General features: G+C 65.7%; 21 protein-coding genes and 1 tRNA gene. 7 read left to right on the top strand and 15 right to left on the bottom strand.

Annotation, left to right across the window (positions count from 1 at the left end):
- Positions 1 to 27: 27 nt before the first annotated feature.
- Positions 28 to 564, top strand: a complete 537-nt coding sequence (locus tag VA603_RS07690; RefSeq protein ID WP_132864774.1) for a DNA-3-methyladenine glycosylase I — start codon at positions 28 to 30, stop codon at positions 562 to 564.
- Between the two features lie 327 nt (positions 565 to 891).
- Here VA603_RS07690 and VA603_RS07685 read toward each other — a convergent pair whose 3' ends face one another.
- Together VA603_RS07685 and VA603_RS07680 are read right to left on the bottom strand one after the other, a co-directional pair.
- On the bottom strand, positions 892 to 2,022 hold the full coding sequence (locus tag VA603_RS07685; RefSeq protein WP_132864775.1) for a PilT/PilU family type 4a pilus ATPase: 1,131 nt from the start codon (positions 2,020 to 2,022) through the stop codon (positions 892 to 894).
- Between the two features lie 114 nt (positions 2,023 to 2,136).
- Positions 2,137 to 3,174, bottom strand: coding sequence for a type IV pilus twitching motility protein PilT (locus VA603_RS07680; RefSeq protein WP_132864776.1), 1,038 nt, complete (start codon positions 3,172 to 3,174; stop codon positions 2,137 to 2,139).
- 97 nt (positions 3,175 to 3,271) lie between these two features.
- Between VA603_RS07680 and VA603_RS07675 the strand changes: the two genes are divergently transcribed.
- The 5 genes from VA603_RS07675 (at position 3,272) to VA603_RS07655 (ending at position 7,406) form a co-directional block, all read left to right on the top strand.
- On the top strand, positions 3,272 to 3,934 hold the full coding sequence (locus VA603_RS07675; protein ID WP_425603677.1) for a YggS family pyridoxal phosphate-dependent enzyme: 663 nt from the start codon (positions 3,272 to 3,274) through the stop codon (positions 3,932 to 3,934).
- Between the two features lie 18 nt (positions 3,935 to 3,952).
- Complete coding sequence (gene proC, locus VA603_RS07670) at positions 3,953 to 4,798, top strand: pyrroline-5-carboxylate reductase (protein ID WP_132864778.1); 846 nt, start codon at positions 3,953 to 3,955, stop codon at positions 4,796 to 4,798.
- A 25-nt stretch (positions 4,799 to 4,823) separates the two neighbouring features.
- Positions 4,824 to 5,282, top strand: coding sequence for a DUF4426 domain-containing protein (locus VA603_RS07665; protein WP_132864779.1), 459 nt, complete (start codon positions 4,824 to 4,826; stop codon positions 5,280 to 5,282).
- Positions 5,283 to 5,551: 269 nt separating this feature from the next.
- On the top strand, positions 5,552 to 6,925 hold the full coding sequence (locus VA603_RS07660) for a phosphatase domain-containing putative toxin (protein WP_323438427.1): 1,374 nt from the start codon (positions 5,552 to 5,554) through the stop codon (positions 6,923 to 6,925).
- A gap of 73 nt (positions 6,926 to 6,998) precedes the next feature.
- Entirely contained in the window at positions 6,999 to 7,406 is a 408-nt protein-coding gene (locus VA603_RS07655; RefSeq protein ID WP_132864781.1) for a hypothetical protein, read from the top strand.
- Positions 7,407 to 7,472: 66 nt separating this feature from the next.
- Here the strand turns inward: VA603_RS07655 and VA603_RS07650 are convergent, their stop codons facing one another.
- From VA603_RS07650 to VA603_RS07630, 5 genes are all read right to left on the bottom strand, one after another.
- Positions 7,473 to 9,425: an alpha/beta hydrolase gene (locus tag VA603_RS07650; RefSeq protein ID WP_323438426.1), complete on the bottom strand. Its 1,953-nt coding sequence runs from the start codon at positions 9,423 to 9,425 to the stop codon at positions 7,473 to 7,475.
- Positions 9,422 to 10,447, bottom strand: a complete 1,026-nt coding sequence (locus VA603_RS07645) for an Lnb N-terminal periplasmic domain-containing protein (RefSeq protein WP_313253976.1) — start codon at positions 10,445 to 10,447, stop codon at positions 9,422 to 9,424. The genes VA603_RS07650 and VA603_RS07645 overlap by 4 nt, the downstream gene beginning before the upstream one ends.
- 305 nt (positions 10,448 to 10,752) lie before the next feature.
- A complete protein-coding gene (locus tag VA603_RS07640; RefSeq protein ID WP_323438425.1) occupies positions 10,753 to 11,172 on the bottom strand; it encodes a GNAT family N-acetyltransferase in 420 nt (139 codons plus the stop codon).
- Positions 11,173 to 11,471: 299 nt separating this feature from the next.
- Positions 11,472 to 11,897 carry a hypothetical protein gene (locus VA603_RS07635; protein WP_323438424.1) on the bottom strand — a complete coding sequence of 142 codons (426 nt, stop codon included), beginning with the start codon at positions 11,895 to 11,897 and terminating at the stop codon, positions 11,472 to 11,474.
- 106 nt (positions 11,898 to 12,003) lie between these two features.
- Positions 12,004 to 12,423: a VOC family protein gene (locus tag VA603_RS07630; RefSeq protein ID WP_323438423.1), complete on the bottom strand. Its 420-nt coding sequence runs from the start codon at positions 12,421 to 12,423 to the stop codon at positions 12,004 to 12,006.
- A 77-nt stretch (positions 12,424 to 12,500) separates the two neighbouring features.
- Here VA603_RS07630 and VA603_RS07625 point away from each other — a divergent pair, with 77 nt between their 5' ends.
- The gene (locus tag VA603_RS07625) at positions 12,501 to 12,956 is read left to right on the top strand and encodes a hypothetical protein (RefSeq protein WP_323438422.1); all 456 of its coding nucleotides are present in this window, start codon (positions 12,501 to 12,503) and stop codon (positions 12,954 to 12,956) included.
- A 252-nt stretch (positions 12,957 to 13,208) separates the two neighbouring features.
- Here VA603_RS07625 and VA603_RS07620 read toward each other — a convergent pair whose 3' ends face one another.
- The 8 genes from VA603_RS07620 to mltG all read right to left on the bottom strand — a co-directional run bounded on the left by VA603_RS07620 (position 13,209) and on the right by mltG (position 18,719).
- Positions 13,209 to 14,057 carry a hypothetical protein gene (locus VA603_RS07620; protein ID WP_323438421.1) on the bottom strand — a complete coding sequence of 283 codons (849 nt, stop codon included), beginning with the start codon at positions 14,055 to 14,057 and terminating at the stop codon, positions 13,209 to 13,211.
- Positions 14,058 to 14,154: 97 nt separating this feature from the next.
- Positions 14,155 to 14,730, bottom strand: a complete 576-nt coding sequence (locus tag VA603_RS07615) for a hypothetical protein (RefSeq protein WP_323438420.1) — start codon at positions 14,728 to 14,730, stop codon at positions 14,155 to 14,157.
- The gene (locus tag VA603_RS07610; protein ID WP_313319653.1) at positions 14,654 to 15,226 is read right to left on the bottom strand and encodes a Panacea domain-containing protein; all 573 of its coding nucleotides are present in this window, start codon (positions 15,224 to 15,226) and stop codon (positions 14,654 to 14,656) included. The genes VA603_RS07615 and VA603_RS07610 overlap by 77 nt, the downstream gene beginning before the upstream one ends.
- 326 nt (positions 15,227 to 15,552) lie before the next feature.
- Positions 15,553 to 15,627 (bottom strand) — tRNA-Val (locus VA603_RS07605).
- 63 nt (positions 15,628 to 15,690) lie between these two features.
- Positions 15,691 to 16,044: a PilZ domain-containing protein gene (locus tag VA603_RS07600; protein WP_132864788.1), complete on the bottom strand. Its 354-nt coding sequence runs from the start codon at positions 16,042 to 16,044 to the stop codon at positions 15,691 to 15,693.
- Positions 16,041 to 17,000 carry a DNA polymerase III subunit delta' gene (locus tag VA603_RS07595; RefSeq protein WP_323438419.1) on the bottom strand — a complete coding sequence of 320 codons (960 nt, stop codon included), beginning with the start codon at positions 16,998 to 17,000 and terminating at the stop codon, positions 16,041 to 16,043. Before VA603_RS07595 ends, VA603_RS07600 begins: the two co-directional genes overlap by 4 nt.
- Entirely contained in the window at positions 16,993 to 17,661 is a 669-nt protein-coding gene (tmk, locus tag VA603_RS07590; protein WP_192286523.1) for a dTMP kinase, read from the bottom strand. The genes VA603_RS07595 and tmk overlap by 8 nt, the downstream gene beginning before the upstream one ends.
- On the bottom strand, positions 17,658 to 18,719 hold the full coding sequence (gene mltG, locus VA603_RS07585) for an endolytic transglycosylase MltG (RefSeq protein ID WP_323438500.1): 1,062 nt from the start codon (positions 18,717 to 18,719) through the stop codon (positions 17,658 to 17,660). Before mltG ends, tmk begins: the two co-directional genes overlap by 4 nt.
- Positions 18,720 to 18,785: the final 66 nt, after the last annotated feature.

Genomic DNA, 18,785 nt, shown 5'->3' with positions numbered 1-18,785 from the left:
GGGCCACGTCCCTGCTGATCCGCGCCCATGCCCACGTACTGCGACATCGCTCCCGGCCATCCCGTTCACGACCATTACCACGCCAATGAGTACGGCTTTCCGCAGCATGCGGAAAGCGAGCTGTTCGAGCGCCTGCTGCTGGAGATCAACCAGGCCGGGCTCAGCTGGGAAACCATCCTGCGCAAGCGCGAGGGTTTCCGTACCGCCTACGACGGCTTCGACGTGGACACCGTGGCCGCCTACGGCGAGGCCGACGTGGCCCGCCTGATGGGTGATGCGGCGATCATCCGCAACCGGCTCAAGGTGCAGGCCGCGATCCACAATGCGCAGGTGATCCAGGGGCTGCGCCGATCCCATGGCGGCTTCTCGGCCTGGCTGGACGCGCACCACCCGTTGAGCAAGGCCGAATGGGTGAAGCTGTTCAAGAAAACCTTCCGTTTCACCGGCGGCGAGATCACCGGCGAGTTCCTGATGAGCCTGGGCTACCTGCCCGGTGCGCACCACGAAAGCTGCCCGGTGTACGCACGGGTGCTGAAGCTCAAGCCGAAGTGGTTGAAGGGCTGAAGACCGGGTAGGAGCGGCTTCAGCCGCGAAGCGGGGATGGGCTGGAAAGCGCCTCCCCCCTTCCCGGCCATCCCCTTTGCTTCGCGGGGAAATCGAGCGAAGAGCACCCCTCCCCAACCCTCCCCTTGCTGCGCAAAGGGAGGGGGGCTGTTCCTGCGATCGATCAGGCGGCAGCAACACCATTTTCTGCGCAGTAATGCGGCCTCTCCCCCTCCCTTTGCGCAGCAAGGGGAGGGCCGGGGAGGGGTACGCCGTTCGCGCAGTACTCCAAAACAAAAAGGCCAGTCCCGCTTCCGCAGGACCAGCCTTTCCACTCGCCTCCAGCCCTCAACGGACCTCGGCGATCTCCACACCATCCAGACCCTGCGACAGGGTCTTGGCATCGCCCCCCTGCGAGAGCTTGATGCGCAGGCGCACCTCGTTCTGCGAGTCGGCGTAGCGCAGTGCGTCGTCGTAGCTGATCTCGCCGGCCTGGTACAGCTCGAACAGGCTCTGGTCGAAGGTCTTCATGCCCAGTTGCACCGAGTCCTTCATCACTTCCTTGAGCTTGTGGATCTCGCCGTCGCGGATGTAGTCCTGCACCAGCGGCGTGCCCAGCAGGATTTCCATCGCCACGCGACGGCCCTTGCCGTCGGGCTTGGGCACCAGCTGCTGCGCGACCACGCCCTTGAGGTTCAGAGACAGGTCCATCAACAGCTGGTTGCGGCGGTCTTCCGGGAAGAAGTTGATGATGCGGTCCATCGCCTGGTTGGCGTTGTTGGCGTGCAGCGTGGCCAACACCAGGTGGCCGGTTTCGGCGAAGGCGATGGCGTGGTCCATGCCCTCGCGGGTACGGATTTCGCCGATCATGATCACGTCCGGCGCCTGGCGCAGGGTGTTCTTCAGCGCCGCCTCCCAGCTGTCGGTGTCGATGCCCACTTCACGCTGGGTGACGATGCAGCCTTCGTGCTTGTGCACGAATTCGATCGGGTCCTCGATGGTGATGATGTGGCCGCTGGAGTTCTGGTTGCGGTAGCCGATCATGGCCGCCAGCGAGGTCGACTTGCCGGTGCCGGTGGCGCCGACGAACAGGATGATGCCGCGCTTGGTCATGGCCAGCGTCTTGATCACCGCCGGCAGGTTCAGCTCCTCCACGGTGGGAATGCGCGTCTCGATGCGACGCAGCACCATGCCCACCTGGTTGCGCTGGTAGAAACAGCTCACGCGGAAACGGCCCACGCCGGACACGCCGATGGCGAAGTTGCACTCGTGGGTTTTCTCGAATTCCTCGCGCTGTGCCGGCGTCATCACGTTCAGCACCAGGTCGCGGCTCTGCTGGCTGGTCAGCGGGGTCTGGGTGATCGGCGACAGCTTGCCGTTGACCTTCATCGACGGCGGCATGCCGGCGGTGATGAACAGGTCCGACGCTTTCTGGTGCGCCATCAGCTTGAGGAACGAGGTGAAATCAATGGTGCTCATGGCATGCTCCCTCGGAGCCAATAAGGGTGGTCACGAAACAGGGTTGCGACGACTGGAGGCAGGTTGCGGCCGGTGCCATGCACCGTTGCCGGGCCCCTGCCCCGCCTTGCCTGCTTACTCGAACAGCCGCTTGTCCTTGGCGTATTCCTTGGCCTGATTGCGGGTGATCAGGCTGCGCTTGACCAGGTCCTGCAGGTTCTGGTCCAGGGTCTGCATGCCCACCTGCTGACCGGTCTGGATGGACGAATACATCTGCGCCACCTTGTCTTCGCGGATCAGGTTGCGGATGGCCGGGGTGGCCACCATGATTTCGTGCGAGGCGATACGGCCGCCGCCCACCTTCTTCAGCAGCGCCTGCGAGATCACCGCGCGCAGCGATTCGGACAGCATCGAGCGCACCATCGGCTTCTCGCCGGCCGGGAACACGTCGATGATACGGTCGATGGTCTTGGCCGCCGAGCTGGTGTGCAGGGTGCCGAACACGAGGTGGCCGGTTTCCGCGGCGGTCAGCGCCAGGCGGATGGTTTCCAGGTCACGCAATTCGCCGACCAGGATGATGTCCGGGTCTTCACGCAGCGCCGAGCGCAGGGCCTCGTTGAAGCCGTGCGTGTCGCGGTGCACCTCGCGCTGGTTGATCAGGCACTTCTGCGAGGTGTGCACGAATTCGATCGGGTCCTCGACGGTGAGGATGTGGCCGTATTCGTTCTTGTTGATGTGGTCGATCATCGCAGCCAGCGTGGTCGACTTGCCCGAGCCGGTCGGTCCGGTCACCAGGATCAGGCCCTGCGGCTGCTCGATCAGCTGGCGGAAGATCGGCGGGCAGCCAAGGTCTTCCAGCGTGAGCACTTCGGAGGGAATGGTACGGAACACCGCACCGGCGCCGCGGTTCTGGTTGAAGGCATTGACGCGGAAGCGCGCCAGCGACGGGATCTCGAAGGAGAAGTCGACCTCGAGGAACTCTTCGAAGTCGCGCCGCTGCTTGTCCGACATGATGTCGTAGACCAGCGCGTGCACCTGCTTGTGGTCCAGCGCGGGAATGTTGATGCGACGGACGTCACCGTCGACACGGATCATCGGCGGCAAGCCGGCCGAGAGATGGAGGTCCGAGGCCTTGTTCTTGACCGAGAACGCCAAAAGTTCAGCGATATCCATACGCCGCTATGTCCCCTGCGTTGCGAGTATCTGGAAGGTGTTTCCCCTGGCGGGCAGTATAGCCTTCCCGCGTAAGAGGTTGATGTCTTTGCAAACCGTGTCCCTGGCCTCACTCCAGCAGCAGATCGACGCTGTTTCCCGGCCTGGCCAGCCGGTCCGCCTGCTGGCCGTTTCCAAGCTGCAGCCGGCCGCGGCGATCGCCGCGCTGGCCGCACAAGGTCAGCGCGCGTTCGGTGAAAACTACGTGCAGGAAGCGGCCGCCAAGATCCAGGAACTGGCCGCGCTGGCGCTGGAATGGCACCTGATCGGCCACCTGCAGTCGAACAAGGCCGAGGTGGCCGCGCGCAGCTTCCACTGGGTGCAGACCGTGGACCGGCCCAAGCTGGTCGAGGCCCTGGCACGGCACCGGCCGCCGGCGCTGCCGCCGCTGAATGTGCTGATCCAGGTGAACATCGACGACGAGGACAGCAAGCACGGCTGCCAGCCGGCGCAGGTCCCGGCGCTGGCCGAGGCCATCGCCGCGCATGCGCGGCTGCGCCTGCGCGGCCTGATGGCCATCCCGGCCCCGTTCCCCGAGCGCGACAGGCGCCAGGCCGCCTTCACCCGCATGCGCGGCCTGTTCGACGCGCTGGCCGCCCGCCATGCCCACGTGGATACTCTGTCGATGGGCATGAGCAGCGATTTCGCCGAGGCCATCGCCGCCGGTTCGACCATGGTGCGGGTGGGTACCGCGCTGTTCGGCCAACGCCCGACTCCCTGATCCAACCGAGATTCCACGATGACCAGCACGCCGCACGCCGCCCTTCCCGACACCGACATCGCCTTCGTGGGCGGCGGCAACATGGCCCGCAGCCTGATCGCCGGGCTGGTCCGGCGCGGCATGCCGGCCACCCGCATCCACGTCGCCGAACCGGTGCAGGCGCTGCGCGAGGCACTGCAGCAGGACTTCGGCGTGAACGTCCACGAGGGCGCCGCCGGTGCCGCCGGCCAAGCCGGGCTGTGGTTGATGGCGGTCAAGCCGCAGGTGATGCGCGCGGTCTGCGGCGAGCTGGCCGCCCACGCCGCGGCACGGCAGCCGGTGGTGGTCTCGATTGCCGCCGGCATCACCGCCGGGCAGCTGGACCGCTGGCTGGGCGGCGACCAGGCGGTCGTACGCGCCATGCCCAACACCCCGGCCCTGCTCGGTGCCGGCGTGACCGGGCTGTTCGCCAACGCACGCGTCTCGGCCAGCCAGCACGCGCAGGCCGAACAGGTACTGGCCAGCGCCGGGCGCACGGTGTGGATCGACGAGGAAGCCAGGATGGATGCGGTGACCGCCGTGTCCGGCAGCGGTCCGGCCTATGTGTTCCTGCTGGCCGAGGCGATGGAGGCAGCCGCGCTCGAGCAGGGCCTGCCCGCCGAGGCCGCGCGCACGCTGGTGCTGGACACCGTGCTCGGTGCGGCGCGCATGCTCACCGAGGCCGGCGAGGCGCCGGCCGAGCTGCGCCGCCGCGTCACCTCGCCGGGGGGCACCACCCAGGCCGCCATCGAGACCTTCCAGGCCGGCGGCTTCGAAGCACTGACCGCCCGCGCCATCGACGCGGCCACCCGCCGTGGCCGCGAGCTCTCCGCCGCCAACGACTGACCCCACCGCCCACCCGGAGGTCCGCATGTCCCGGTTCCCGCTGCTGCTGTTGTCCGCCGTGCTGTCATTGGCCGCCTGCTCGGCGCAGGAAACCCCGCGCCCGGCCTCGCCGGTGCAGCCACAACCGGGGCATGCCGACCTGGGCAGCCTGCGCGTGCACTACAACCTGCTGCCCACGCTGGCCATGAACGAGGCGGTCGCCCGCAGCTACGGCGTCAACCGCGAAGCCGACCGCGCCCTGCTGGTGGTCGCGCTGCGCCAGCTCAGCAACGGCGAGGAGCTGCCGGCCGGCGGCAGCGTGCAGGCCACCGCGACCGACCTGTCTGGCCAACGCCAGCAGGTGCTGCTGCGTGAAGTCCGGACCGGCCCCTATACCGACCTGATCGGCGTGCTCGATGCCCATCCCCGCGACCAGTTGCGGCTGGAACTGCAGGTGGCTGCGCCAACCGCGCAGGGGACGGTGCGTTTCGCGCGAAATTTCTGAATCCGGCCGAAACCGGAAATGTGACGTCGGGGCCGGCCCGATGACATTGGCAGGACAAGGCCATGACCTATCGGCCAGCCACCTTTTCCCTTCCACATCAATTGGATAGCAGGGCTTTCGGACAATACCCGGCGCCCCCTCCCTATTCACGGATGTTGATGCGCGTCAACACAAAGTCAAATTGACAGGGATTTGAGGCAAACCATACTGCCCGCCTTTCCCTCTTCCGCCCGCGCCCGCCGGATGCGGTCTGCGTCGGACAAGGTTCCATGACCTCCCCTGTTCAAACTGCTGTCCCCTCGTTGCTGCAGCTGGAAGGCTGGGGCATGAGCCGTGGCCGCCGTACGGTGCTGGCCCACCTCGACCTGACCCTGGACGGCCCCGGCATCGTGGTGCTGATGGGTCCCGGAGGCACCGGCAAGTCCTCGCTGCTGCAGGCACTGTCGGGCCAGCACAACGCCCACGGCGAACGCTGGGGGCGGCTGCTGTTCAACGGCGCACCGCTGGAGGCCGCGCAACGGCCGCCGGTGCTGGTCCACCAGCAGCCACGCGAACTGGGCTTCAGCGTGCAGGAAAACCTGGCCGCCGCACTGCGCCAGCATCCTGGGGGCAGCCAGCACATCCTGCGCGAGGACATCGTCGCGCGCCTGCAGGCACTGGCCGCCGACGCCCTGGTCGAGCACCTGTCGCACAGGGTCATCGACCTGCCGCGCGTGCTTGCCCGCCAGCTGGCCATCGTCCGCGCGGCCTTCAGCGGCAGCCCGCTGCTGCTGATCGACGAGCCCACCAGCGAACTGGAGCCGCACGAGGCCGAGGTCGTGCTCGGCCTGATCGAACGCCTGGGCCGTGACCATGCCTGCCTGGTCACCCTGCACCACCAGGGCCAGGCCCGCCGCATCGCCTCGCGGGTGATCCTGCTGGCCGGCGGCCACGTGCAGGTGGATGCCGACACGGCCGCCTTCTTCAGCAACGCCATGCAGCACCCGGTACTGGCGCAGTTCCTGCGCACCGGCAGCTGCCATGTGCCGGCGCCGGACGCGCGCGCCGAGGAACTGGCCGACAACGTGCCCCCCCCTGCCCCGCTGCAGGTCGCTCCCTCAGCGGAGGTTGCGCCGCCACCCGCTCCGGCACCCGTCGTGCAACCGGTCCGCCTGCCGGCGACGCCGTCGCGCCGTGGCCCCAATGGCTTCCATTGGCTGGTACCCGGCAAGCTCGCCGGTTGCCCGATGCCGGGCGTGGTGTTCGCAGCCGACCACGACCTGGCCCTGCTGCGCGGCATGGGCGTCACCGTGCTGGTCAACCTGACCGAAAACCCGATGCCCGACGCGCTGCTGGCCCCGCACGGCCTGCGCAGCTACCACCTGGGTATCGCCGACCGCGGCGCACCGCCGCTGCTGTGGGCCAAGCTGCTGCTGGCCAAGATCGAAGTGATGCTGCGCGAGGGCGAAGTCGTCGCCGTGCATTGCCTGGCCGGGCTCGGCCGCACCGGCATGGTGCTGGCGGCATGGCTGGTCCGCGAAGGGCTCACCGCCGACGAAGCACTGCGCCGCCTGCGCACCCTGGAACCGGGCTTCGTGCAATCGCGCGAGCAGGAAGACCTGCTGCACGCCCTCGAAGAAAACCTGCTGATCCGCGCCTGCTGACTCCCCCCTTTCCGCACGCGGGCCTCCCGGCCCGCGCGCATTGCGTTTGCCTCCCCCTCAAGGAACCACCCCCATGTCCCTCGATACCACCCTGCAACAGGCCGTTGCCTCCGTTCCCGAATGCGTGGCCGCCGGTTACGTCGACATCAGCTCCGGCATGCTGCTCTCGGTCCGTACCGTCGATTCGCATCCGCGCGAAGTGCTGGACCTGGTCGCCGCCGCCACCGCCGACCTGTACCAGGGCCCGAACATCCGCAGCATCGAGCAGATGTTCCGCCGCGCCCGTGGCCTGCAGGAGCAGGAAGGCGCACATTACTTTCAGGAAATCATCGTCAACAGCGAGAACCTGATCCACATCTTCATGCGCGGCAAGCGCTACCCGGACTACGTGATGGTGTTCGTCTGCCGCCGCACCGCCAACCTGGGCATGGCACTGACCCGCTCGCGGCTTGCGATGCCGGGCATCGAAGCGGCCATCTGACCCGCTTGCGCAACGAACAAGGCCACCTCGCGGTGGCCTTGTTCGTTGATGCCGGGGGTGGCGCGCTCAGTGCTGCACGCCGTCCACCTCGCGCAGGTCCTCGCGCAGGATGCGCCGCACTTCCAGCACCGCCTCCGGGGTTTCCTGCACGCTGTGGCCGGAGATCACCACCTTCTCCGACAGCGCGCCGTCCAGGTGCGCGCTCCAGTACGGCACCAGCCCGTCATCGGACTGCGCGGTGGGCACGTCGGCTTTGCGCTGGGCGATGATCGAGTGGTACTTCAGGCCCGGCGCGATCGGCAGGTCCGCCGACTTCCGGATGAAGGGGTCGCTGGCCTTGAGGTTCTCGATGCTGTTGCCGACCTGCGGTTCCTTCGGCTTCTTGCCGGCCTCGCCGGGCTCCTGCAGCTCCAGGAACACTTCGCCGAACTTGCCCAGGATGGTGAACGGCAACCGCACCAGCCGGCCGATCATCCGCCCCAGCCGGTTGCCCGCCGCATCGGTGCCCTTGTGCGGGGACGCGATGAAGATCGCCCGTTCCACGTTCGGCTGCGGGGTGAAGTTCAGCAGCGGCCCGAGCCGGCCCTGCACCCGCGTCAGCCGGTCGCCCTCCAGCTTGAAGCGCTGCACCGCGTCGTTCCACAGCACATCGCCGGAACTGCTGAGCATCAGCCGCGCGATCACCCCGCCCATGCTGTGGCCGATGAACACCATGTCATGCGTGGCCGGCGCGGTGCCGTTGGGGTCGAAGTGCTTCAAGGTCTGGTTGAACGCGTTGCTCACCGTGTACCGGTTCAACGCGATCGGCGCGTTGGTCGGGTAGTACACCGACCACACCTGGTAGTGCCGGCGCATCTCCGGGTCGCCCATGATCTCGTTGGCCAGGTTCACCCAGGCCTCCGGGCTGCTGGCCAACCCGTGCAGCATGAAGATGATGCGGCGGTTCGGGTCGTACGGCTGCATCAGGTAGATATGCGGCTCGCGGATGCCCTCGCCGCGGCCAAACAGCGTGCGCAACGACTCGGTGGCGAACCCCGATTGGGCAAGCCATACGCCGTAGGCGGCGGTGAAGTTCGCCGCCAGCGGCACTTCCTGGCCGCGCAGCATGATGGTGCTGGTGAGGTCGGGCGAGTACGCCTCCAGGCGGATGTCGCGCGTGGCCAATACTTCCTCCAGCGTGTCACCGCTGAAGTACAGCAGCGTGGTCGCGTTGATCGCCGGCATCTCGCTGAACACCGGCAGGGTCGGCCCGCCCTCGCCTTCCACCGGCACCGCCAGTGGCGCTTTCTCCAGCACCACCACCAGCTCGGCGCCGAAACCGTCGCGACGGTAGGAACTGCGCAGGCCGGCAAAGCTCACCGACGAGGCGGCCACCAGCTGGCTGGGGATGCCGGTCAGGTTGAGCTGGTCGAACTCGCTGCGGATGGTCCAGCTGTCCACCTGCACCGGCTTGGTCAGGTCCTCGCCTTCCAGCGCCCGCGCCTTGCTGCGCTGGAACACCACCGACGAGGCCTGCTCGGTGGCGTAGTTGTAGTAGTCACGCACCTGGGTGAGGCGGTCTTCCAGTGCCCGTTGCGCCGGCGTGCGGCCACTGAAGAACAGGTACGCATAGGAATAGCGCGCCGTTTCCAGCCAGGCGTCCAGTGCCGCGGGTGACAGCTCCGGCGGCTGCCCGGGCTTGGACTTGGGCGTGACCGCCAGGGCCTCCTGCATCCATAGCTCGGCCAGCGTCGAGAGCCGTTGCTCGGTCTGCAGCCCGTCGATGGTCGCCACGGTCTGCCGGCAGGCCGGCAGGTCCTTGCCGCAGGCACTGGCGGTCAGGCCGATCACCGACAGCGCTTCCTGCGACAACGCGCTGAGCTTGCCGTCGGTCAGGATGTCGCCGCGCTTGAGCGCCACGTGGTCGGTGGCCGTGACCGACTTCATCTTCACCATCGCGCAGCCGCTGGACAGCAGCAGCGCCGCGACCGCCATCACCGGCAGCAGCCGGCGCATCCATGCTTGCGCAATGGGACTCATGGAACGTTTCCTTGGGGGGAGATGCCGGGTACGCCCTGGCGTATCCGTGCCGAGAAATCGGGGCCATCATCGGCTTGGCGTGCCCGCTGGGTGATGCGGCCAAGCCGGTGCAGGTGTTCGTAGGGAACACCCGGGGTCAGCCCGCCGACATCCTGCGCATATTCGGCCAGGTAGCCGGAGGCCAACAAGCGGTAATCCAGCGGCAGGCCCGGCACGATGCGTCGCATCAGCTCGAACACCACCGTGGTGCAGTTGCTGGTAAGCGTGTTGTAGAACGCCGGGGCCTGCTCCAACGCTTGTCCGCGCTCCACGTAGAAACGCAACAGCTCGCGCATCTTCTCCGGTGTCAGCCCCTGCAACCGGTACAGGTAGACATCCTCGCCGCGCACGTTGCTGCGCACCTGCACGATGTCGCGCTCGTCCGAGGCCACCAGCACCGCCTCGAACTTGCGGAAGAACCCGCCCAGCGCCGAGAACGACTCCCCCTGCTCCTTGCGGATCTCCAGCGAGAACACCAGCTGCCGGCCATCGGCGAAGCCGAAGGACACCAGCGTGTGGGCGATGGCCGGGCCCATCCAGTAGGACAGGATCATGTCCACCGACTGCACCTGTGACAGGTCGTACTCGCGCCGCTCCCAGCGCACGTCGTAATCGGTCTTGCTGCGCCACTGGAAGTCGCGCACGTTGTCGATCACCAGCCGGTCGCCCTCGATGCGCGCGTGCAGCGGCTGGGCCACGTCGTCGGCCCAGTCACGGTCCTGCAGCGGGGTGATGGTCGACCACCACGCCAGCATCAGCGCGAACACCCCGCCGAACACCGCCAGCGAATGCCAGCGCCGCCGGGGCGAAAAGCCGGCGCGCACCGCCCATATGCTGGGCACGCACCACACCAGGATCGCCACCACCCGCGCCACCACGCCCCCGGGGAACTGGTACCACAGCGCGAAGCCGCCCCAGATACCCACCAACAGGCAACACAGCGCCAACAACGCTCCGCCCACACCACCCAACACGCGGCGCATGCGCTGCTTCCCTTCCTGGACCACACCCACCTCCGCACGACCGTGCACTGGCTATCGGCGGCTACCCACCGCCCTGGAATACTCTGCCCGCCAGGCTAGGGACACCGGCCCCTCGCGGGCGGGCGTAAAGATAGCCTGCTGAATGCGGAAAGCCGAGTGAAACCGCCCCGGGCCCTGCCCGCCGAACGGGAACCGGTGTCCCTGACCCGGAGGCCGGGACGAAACAACGGCCATTCCCCTCGCAGCGCAGCCCGGATAAACCCGGCGCAGCGGGACCGGCAATCCCGCTGCGCACCTCGCCCCGGTTAGCGCCGCAGGTACGCCATTCCCACCGACCGCGGGGCGGTAAGGACAAACCCAAACTGCGCATACAGGTCCTGCGCCTGCCCGTCGGCGATCAAACTGACGTAACCGCTGGCCGGCACCTCGGCCTCGATGTACTTCATGATCTCGCCCATGATCCGCTTGCCCAGCCCCTGCCCCTGGTGCGCGGGCAGCACCGCGATATCCACCACCTGGTAGAAACAGCCGCCATCACCGATCACCCGGCCCATCCCGATCACCTCATCGCCGTGCAGCACCTGCACCGCGAACAAGGTATTGGGCAAGCCGCGCTCGGCCGCCGTATCGCTCTTTGCACTCAATCCGGCACCCACCCGAAGCGCGCGGTACGTCTGCACCGAAGGCGTCTGCAGCAGGCAGGAATAGGAAGCCGAAGGATTCATTCATTGCACTCGCGATTGGAGAAAGACGGAGATGCAAGTAGACGCCGACTGGCGCCTGAAGTCGATGTGACGTCGGTGGGTCGCCAAGCCTAGCGCCCAGCACCACTCGTTCGAGGGAACGCACGGCACCCGGACGCTCAACGTTCCGAGCACGCGGCCTGCAAGTCAGAGTGAGTGCCTCGCACCCGCATGCGTCATGGCACCCCTGCGCTGCGCTTACCGGCTACGCCACCCGCCGACGCTGGCCAGGCGGTTTCAACACGACAGTCCGCCGCAGACCAGCAGGGTGACGCCGCATTTCAGTGGATATTCGGCCCTTGGATCCCGTCCTCCAGCCACGCCTCGATCTGCGGCAACAATGCAACAACGGAGGCCGCCAACTGGTCGTACCGGCTTTGCTCGCTGCCGAAAGCCTTGAAACTGAAGCCGCGGAAATCCTTGTGCTGTTCCGTATCGATCAAGCGCTTTCTCAACAGCGGGTCCGTCTCGAACACCCTCTTCGGCGCTTCGCCGGACTCCGGATCAACCCAAGCCGCGGGAACGCGGCTGAACTCCAGGATGAAGCTACCGCCATACGTCCAGTACTGGATCGACAGGAAGTCGCGGTGAGCGTCACTGGCGCGAACGAAGTGTGCCACGCCGCTACCGCCGAAGCCGCGCTGGCGCAACGCGGGCAGCAGGACTTTCTTGATTGAAATAGCCATCAGTTGGCCGGGGCTTTTCACGCAGTCGCATCCCTTGATGAACCATTGCCACAATCAGACCCCGGTACAGGCGCCCATGCCAACATGAACCTGGCTCTGCCCCCTGTTCCCGGAAACAAATCGCGCCTCAGTTTTCAGACGGCCCCTTCAGCTCGATCGTGTTCCCGTCCGGGTCGAGGAAGTACAGCGAAAGGCCATCGCCCTCGGCACCGAAATTGACCTCGGCCTTGCCCACCGCCGAGACGCCGTGCTGTTCAAGGTGAGCGACAAGGCGGGCCTCATCGAACGGCGCGATGCGCAGGCACAGATGATCGACATTCCGCCCCTCCTTCCCGGCCGCCGCGCCACCGCGCGACCCCAGCGGACCGTCCAGGCTCACCAGGTCGATCATCGACGCACCAGCACGCAGGTGAACAAGCCCCAGATGCTCACGCCGCCGGACAACCTCGCAACCGAGCACGGCCCCGTAGAAACCAATGCTCCGCTCCAGGTCAGCCACCCGGAACACCACGTGATCGATTCGCTGCACGAAAAAGGGGTTTGGCATGGAAGGCTCCTGTGGGGGCCATTCTGCACGGTTCCAGTTCGGAACGTCATTCCGCACTGTCTGGTGCCGTTGCGACCATGACCAGCTACTTGTTGCCCAAGGCGACGAGCATCCGCGCCCAGATCGAAGACCTGGCTGACGAGATCCGCAACCTGATCGACGGCATGCCGTCGAAAGATGATGCGCTGGCTGCCATCAATACTCACATCGAGCGCGAGGCCAACAGCGTCAAGATTCGGCCAAGCGCCTTCACTGGCGGCGCCTGCCCTGCCGTATCGGCTTATCCCGACAGTGCCCACGCTTACGCGTGCAAGTTCTTCCCCGACGCCATCCGTGAGCGCCTGCGCGCCAAAGTTGAAGCCCTCTACCAGGGCGAGGTGACCATCACCGACGACCGCAAGAAGGAGCGGCTGGAGGCGCAGCAGTTGGAGCTGGAGCGCCAGGAAGAGTCGCTGATCCGGGAGGCCGCTGCGGCCGGCAAGAACATCCCCCGCCGCAGCAATGCCAATCCCGCGATAACGCTGGCCGACTGATTCGCCAGGAGGGACCAGCAGGCGGTGTCCCCAACAACACCTGCAGTCCGGGCCGGCAGCCTCACAGATCCAGATACCTCATGCCGGTGACCGGGCCACCCAACAGCCCATCTTCTGCACCCAGATGTGACGTGCCCCGCCGAGTAAATGCTACCTAGCCGCTGCCCACAATGAGCAATGAAAATCGACCGAAAACGACGCGAACATCACCTAGATATACGATTATTAGGGAGCCTTCGCTGTCTTCGCGGGTCAGTCGTTAGGGTCGTTCTCGGGTTTAGGAATGGTCGCAAACCTCTCCACCTGATACACATCGGCCATAAATCTGTTACCGCCAGAAATTCGCGCAGTATCAATTAGCAGCACGTAGCGCCCCCTCAGCTCATCAATACTCGCTAGCCCAAACTTTTCGATTATCGCGGGATGAATAGAGCTTGGCAGGAACAGCCTGAGGGAATCCAAATTGTAAGCAGGGGGACTGTTAATCCACAGGCCGCGCCCATTCCAATCATCCAACGTATGCACAAGGCCCCAAAATCCACGCAGATGACCAACATGTCCCTCCCTGCTTGCATCCCTAACGCGCGAGAAGAACGTGTGTACAGGAACCAGCTCTCCACTCGGGAGGCGCATGTTCACGGAAGACGTTTTGAAGGTAGGCCAGTTGACCAATTGACGAAGCAAGTTCGTTGCTCCACGTTGAATGGTCGAACCAAACGCCGGACCGGTTCTAGCATACCGGTGGGCTCCTTGGCCTGGCGTCCTTACGCGAGCGGTTGAATCATCAGGTTCAGTGGCATCTTCAGCACCATCGATGGCCAAGGCAATAACATTTTCATTCGCCTCCCACCGAGCAACCTCTTCATCACCTGGCTCTGGCCAAGGCGAATCAGACAACACCGCCTCGGGACAGCCGGAGACATGTCTTGCTGCAAAACACGCGGCATTTCCATTCGTGCTTCTCCGGCGAAAATGCGCCGGACCACGACATGTTCTACATACGAGCTGCCCCCTCAGCAAACCTCGTTCAGAGGGTTGCAACAGCTCGACCTGAGCCGCACCGAGATCACTTCCATCTATCGTAAGCAATGCAAACTGCATCCCCCACCTCCTTGATGTCTAGATCCGATCCTTCAGGTCCCGTAGAGACACAGCGCCAACTGAAAGGAAGGCCGCTCACCCGCAACCATTGCATGTCTTACGGCTTAATCGACGCTGCTACGGCTTTGAAGATGTCTGCCAATGCTTTCACGAGTTCAACAGACGGAGTCTTCACCGCTGCTCCCGATTCCTCCTGGCCCCCACCTCCAATCATCTTGACCATCGCCAAGCTGAGAGAAAGTGGTATAGCTGCGAGCAGCACAAGAGACACACCTAGGAACACCAGCACATGCCACTGCCAGCTCTCGTTGGCCGCCTTGATGGCATCGACCAGATAAGTACCAAAAAATAACTTGCAGAAAGCAGCAAGAAGCAGTGCGAAGAAGGCCGCAACTACGAGCCCAACAAACGCAAACGCCCACCAGCGCTTACTTCTATTTGCGGCTACGTTCTTCTCGAGCTCCCTTTTCATTCCATCGGGAGTTAGATCTGGATCGATTTTCCCCGGGTCGCCGTTTGCCGGTGCGGGGGGCTTTACAGCCCCTTCATCCTTAGCTGAATCAGTGATAGTACTCGCTTCCGCCGAGCCATCTTCTTCAGCAATTGGCGTCGACGGCTTTGCGCTCGCTCTTGAATCGCCGCTCTTGGGCTTGGTCCCGCGTCCTTGATTCATAGTGCCCTTCCTTATGCGCGCGAATCTTCTTCTGGTAGAACTTCTGGATGTCCGCATCGGGGATGACAGCATTCTTCCGAGCATGCCCTCCCTCGTCGTTCCAAACCTTCCACCATGGCGATCCCTTCATATGCGTCATTTCGGAGAGTTTAATTCCTCCAAAGTGGCTGTACCCCTCCCAAACACTATCGAGCAAGCTCACCACCTTCGGGTCCTCAACCGTTGAGGGTCCCGCCCATGGGAAGAAAGAAGTGCTCAAACGATCGGTCACTGCTGAGCTCCCATAGTGCTTGATCGAACGGTACAGACTCTTGATTACTGGACCGTACTGCCAAGCCTCGACGGGCTCGTTGATTAGTGGCTCACCACGGAACCCGAGATGCCAGCCGTGCGCGATATACACCAGCTTGAGGAGTTGCATAGGCGTAACCGCCCGCACCTCACGCGACGCTTTGTCGATGAAATAGTTGGCAATGGTGGCTGGCGAATACGTCATGTCAGTCACTCCAGGGGGGAGGTAGTCAGGAGTCCACAGGCCATGTCCTGCAGACTCGGCAGCGCAAGCATTCGCTAAGCGCCATGCGAAGCAATTGTACATCCGCCCCGGCAGGGGCGATATACCACATGTTGTGGCTAAGTCAACGGGCCAACCACAAGAAATTACATTGGGGCTGGCCCGGGCTGACGCAATTGCTCTCTCCGATTGGAGGACGCAACAGAAGGGCCATCGACGACGCGAATTAGCGAAGTCAGTTTGCAGGAGCTTTGCAGGACAACAAAAAACCGGCTTTCGCCGGTTCTTCTGCAACACTTTGATTTTTATGGTGGGCGGTACAGGGATCGAACCTGTGACCCTTGCCGTGTGAAGGCAATGCTCTACCGCTGAGCTAACCGCCCGTGTTGCGAGCCGCTCATTATAGGGGCTTGAGCGAGCACGTCAACGGTTTTCACAAACAATCTTCACATCGTCTGCGTGGGCTTGTCCGAGCTCGAGGTGCCGGCCAGCAGCGTCTCGATCTTGTTGCGGATGCCCTCACCGTCCACGCCGTCGGCCAGCTGCACGCCGATGCCGGCCTGGCGGTTGCCCTGCGCGCCCAGCGGGGTCACCCAGACCACCTTGCCGGCCACCGGCAGGCGCTCGCTGGAATCCGGCAGGGTCAGCAGCAGGAACACTTCATCGCCCAGGAAGTAGCGCTTGGGCGTGGGCACGAACACGCCGCCGTTCTTCACGAACGGCATGTAGGCGCTGTACAGCGCGGCCTTGTCCTTCACTGCCAGCGACAGGATGCCCTGGCGTGCGTTCATCGCACTCATCGATTGGTCCCCTTGGATTGCATCTGGTTGGCCGCGTTCCACGCCAGCAGCAGCTCCACCACGGCGAGGTCGGCGCGCACCGTGGTGCGCAGCAGGTCGCGGGTGCGGTTGGCCGCATCAAACCAGGCGGCCAGCTTGTTCAATCGCGCCGGATCGGTCAAGCCGTCGGCAGCCTTCTTCAGGGCCAGGTCGGCGGCATGGCGCAGGCGCAGGTCGGCGTGCTCGTCGCCGGTCCAGCGCTGGGCCAGTTCGACGCTGCCCAGCTTGCCCAACGACAGCTGCTCCAGCTCGCTGGCCACCTGCCGGCGCAGGGCCATGCCCTCGCCCTGCAGCCACCGGTCGGCCAGCGCCGGGTGGCCGCGCGCGGCATCCAGCGCCTCGCGCGAGACGCCTTCGGTGTAGCCGCGTGCCTGCAGCCAGGCCAGCGCTTCCTCGCGCGGCGGCAGCCGGAACTCCAGCCGCTGGCAGCGGCTGCGGATGGTCTGCGGCAGCCGCGCCGGGTCGGCGCTCACCAGCCACAGGTAACGGCCGGGCGCCGGTTCTTCCAGCGTCTTGAGCAGGGCGTTGCAGGCGGCGCGGTTGATTGCATCGGCCGGGTCGACGATCACCACCTGCGCCACCCCGTACTGCGGGGTCAGCGCCAGCTTCTGCGAGATCTCGCGGATCTGCTCGATGACGATCTCGGTGCGCAGCTTGTCGCCGGTCTTGTTCGGGATGAACGAGGTCAGCTGCAGGTCCGGGTGGGTGCCGGCGGCGATCAGCTGGGCATTGCGCTGCCGGACGGCGGCATCGACGCCATGCCCAAGCACGTGCTCGGCCAGCTTCAAGGCCACCGCGCGCTTGCCCATGCCCGCCGGCCCGCACATCAGCAGGCCGTGGCCCAGCCGCCCGGCGTCGAGCGCGGCCACGGTCTGGTCATAGGCGCGTTGCTGCCAGGGGGCGAAGGGCTCACTCATGCACGCGCTCCTGTTCAAGCCAGTGGCTGACTGCGCCGCGCACCTGGGCGGCGACGCCGGCCTGGTCCTGGCTGGCGTCGATCAGGCTGAAACGCTGCGGGTCGTTCTGGGCGCGCTGGCGGAACTGCGCACGCACGCGCTGGAAGAAGTCGTCCTGCTCGGTCTCGATGCGGTCAGGCCACAGGTCGCGGCCATTGGCGCGGGCGCGGCCGACGGCCACGTCCACGTCCAGCAGCAGGGTCAGCCCCGGCTGCAGGCCAACGGCGCGCTTTTCCAGGTCCGCGATCCATTGCGGGTCCAGGCCGCGGCCGGCGCCCTGGTAGGCGTAGCTGGAATCGGTGAAGCGGTCGCTGACCACGAACGCGCCGCGTTGCAGCGCCGGCCGGATCACCTGCCGCACATGCTGGGCGCGCGCGGCGAACACCAGCAGCAGCTCGGCTTCCGGCGACAGCGGCTCGCCGGCGATCTCCGCATCCGGCGTCAGCACCAGCCCGCGGATGCGTTCGGCCAACGGCGTGCCGCCCGGCTCGCGGGTCAACACCACTTCATGGCCCTGTGCCCGCAGCAGGTCGCGGATGGCGTTGATCGCCGTGGTCTTGCCGGCACCCTCGCCGCCTTCCAGGCTGACGAAACGCGGATGCCGGAGCAACGCTTGGTTCATTGTTGTACTGCCTCGTTGTTCTTCCCGCGCAGCCGCTGCAGGTAGCGTGCGACCGCGGCGTTGTGCTCGGCATAGGTGGCCGAGAACGCATGCGCGCCACTGCCGTCGCCCACGGCGACGAAGTACAGCGCATCCCCTGCCGCCGGCCGGGCGGCGGCGTGCAGGGCATCACGGCCCGGCATCGCGATCGGCGTCGGCGTCAGGCCGGCGCGCGTGTAGGTGTTGTAGGGCGTGTCGGTGGTCAGGTGCACCTTGCGGATGTTGCCGTCGTAGGCGCTGCCGATGCCGTAGATCACGCTCGGGTCGGTCTGCAGGCGCATGCCCATCTTCAGGCGACGGGCGAACACCCCGGCAATCTGCGGGCGCTCGCTGGCCAGGCCGGTTTCCTTCTCGATGATCGATGCCAGCGTCAGCAGCTCGTACGGCGAGCTGAGCGGCAGGTCATCGGCACGGTCGGCCCAGGCCGCGGCCAGTTCCTTCTCCATCGCGGCATGGGCGCGCTTGAGCACGTCCACGTCGGTGTCACCACGCTGGTAGACGTAGGTTTCCGGCAGGAAGCGCCCTTCCGGGTGCTGGTCAGGGAAGCCCAGCGCCGCCATCAGCTCGCTGTCGCTCATCTCGGTGGTGGTGTGCCGCAGCGGATCGGCGCGGTTGAGCGCGGCGCGCAGCTGGCGGATGTTCCAACCCTCGACGATGGTCACCCGGTACTGCAGCACCTTGCCCTGGCGCATGTTGCGCAGCAGGGCCTCCGGGGTAGGCGCCGGTTCCAGTGCGTACTCGCCGACCTTGATCTTGCCGGCCGCATCCAGCTCCCGCGCCAGCCACTGCCATTGCAGGTCATGGCCTTCGTCGATGCCGGCCGCGCGCAGCTTGCCGAGCACGGTACTGAACGAATCGCCGGAAGCGACCACCACGCTGGGCTGGCTCGGGGTCACCGGAGTCACGGCGAAATCCACCTGCCGCACCCACACCAGCGCTACACCCGCAGCGCCGGCCAATGCCACCAGCAATACCACCACCGCCAGCACTGCCAGACATCCGCGCTTGGCACCCGCCATGGTCACCCCGATCAATTCAATCCGGTGCGCAGGATACCGCGTGGCCGGCAACGCCGGCCAAAGGCA

Source organism: Stenotrophomonas capsici (assembly GCF_034961085.1).
GTDB classification, from domain to species: Bacteria; Pseudomonadota; Gammaproteobacteria; order Xanthomonadales; family Xanthomonadaceae; genus Stenotrophomonas; species Stenotrophomonas capsici.
The sequence above is the reverse complement of the archived record's forward strand: the minus strand, read 5'-3'. Positions and strand labels throughout refer to the sequence as shown.

Coding starts and splice junctions, on each gene's coding strand:
- VA603_RS07690 (WP_132864774.1), top strand. CDS start 28: ATGCCCACGTACTGCGACATCGCTCCCGGCCATCCCGTTCACGACCAT.
- VA603_RS07685 (WP_132864775.1), bottom strand. CDS start 2,022: ATGAGCACCATTGATTTCACCTCGTTCCTCAAGCTGATGGCGCACCAG.
- VA603_RS07680 (WP_132864776.1), bottom strand. CDS start 3,174: ATGGATATCGCTGAACTTTTGGCGTTCTCGGTCAAGAACAAGGCCTCG.
- proC (WP_132864778.1), top strand. CDS start 3,953: ATGACCAGCACGCCGCACGCCGCCCTTCCCGACACCGACATCGCCTTC.
- VA603_RS07665 (WP_132864779.1), top strand. CDS start 4,824: ATGTCCCGGTTCCCGCTGCTGCTGTTGTCCGCCGTGCTGTCATTGGCC.
- VA603_RS07660 (WP_323438427.1), top strand. CDS start 5,552: ATGACCTCCCCTGTTCAAACTGCTGTCCCCTCGTTGCTGCAGCTGGAA.
- VA603_RS07655 (WP_132864781.1), top strand. CDS start 6,999: ATGTCCCTCGATACCACCCTGCAACAGGCCGTTGCCTCCGTTCCCGAA.
- VA603_RS07650 (WP_323438426.1), bottom strand. CDS start 9,425: ATGAGTCCCATTGCGCAAGCATGGATGCGCCGGCTGCTGCCGGTGATG.
- VA603_RS07645 (WP_313253976.1), bottom strand. CDS start 10,447: ATGCGCCGCGTGTTGGGTGGTGTGGGCGGAGCGTTGTTGGCGCTGTGT.
- VA603_RS07640 (WP_323438425.1), bottom strand. CDS start 11,172: ATGAATCCTTCGGCTTCCTATTCCTGCCTGCTGCAGACGCCTTCGGTG.
- VA603_RS07630 (WP_323438423.1), bottom strand. CDS start 12,423: ATGCCAAACCCCTTTTTCGTGCAGCGAATCGATCACGTGGTGTTCCGG.
- VA603_RS07625 (WP_323438422.1), top strand. CDS start 12,501: ATGACCAGCTACTTGTTGCCCAAGGCGACGAGCATCCGCGCCCAGATC.
- VA603_RS07620 (WP_323438421.1), bottom strand. CDS start 14,057: ATGCAGTTTGCATTGCTTACGATAGATGGAAGTGATCTCGGTGCGGCT.
- VA603_RS07615 (WP_323438420.1), bottom strand. CDS start 14,730: ATGAATCAAGGACGCGGGACCAAGCCCAAGAGCGGCGATTCAAGAGCG.
- VA603_RS07610 (WP_313319653.1), bottom strand. CDS start 15,226: ATGACGTATTCGCCAGCCACCATTGCCAACTATTTCATCGACAAAGCG.
- VA603_RS07600 (WP_132864788.1), bottom strand. CDS start 16,044: ATGAGTGCGATGAACGCACGCCAGGGCATCCTGTCGCTGGCAGTGAAG.
- VA603_RS07595 (WP_323438419.1), bottom strand. CDS start 17,000: ATGAGTGAGCCCTTCGCCCCCTGGCAGCAACGCGCCTATGACCAGACC.
- tmk (WP_192286523.1), bottom strand. CDS start 17,661: ATGAACCAAGCGTTGCTCCGGCATCCGCGTTTCGTCAGCCTGGAAGGC.
- mltG (WP_323438500.1), bottom strand. CDS start 18,719: ATGGCGGGTGCCAAGCGCGGATGTCTGGCAGTGCTGGCGGTGGTGGTA.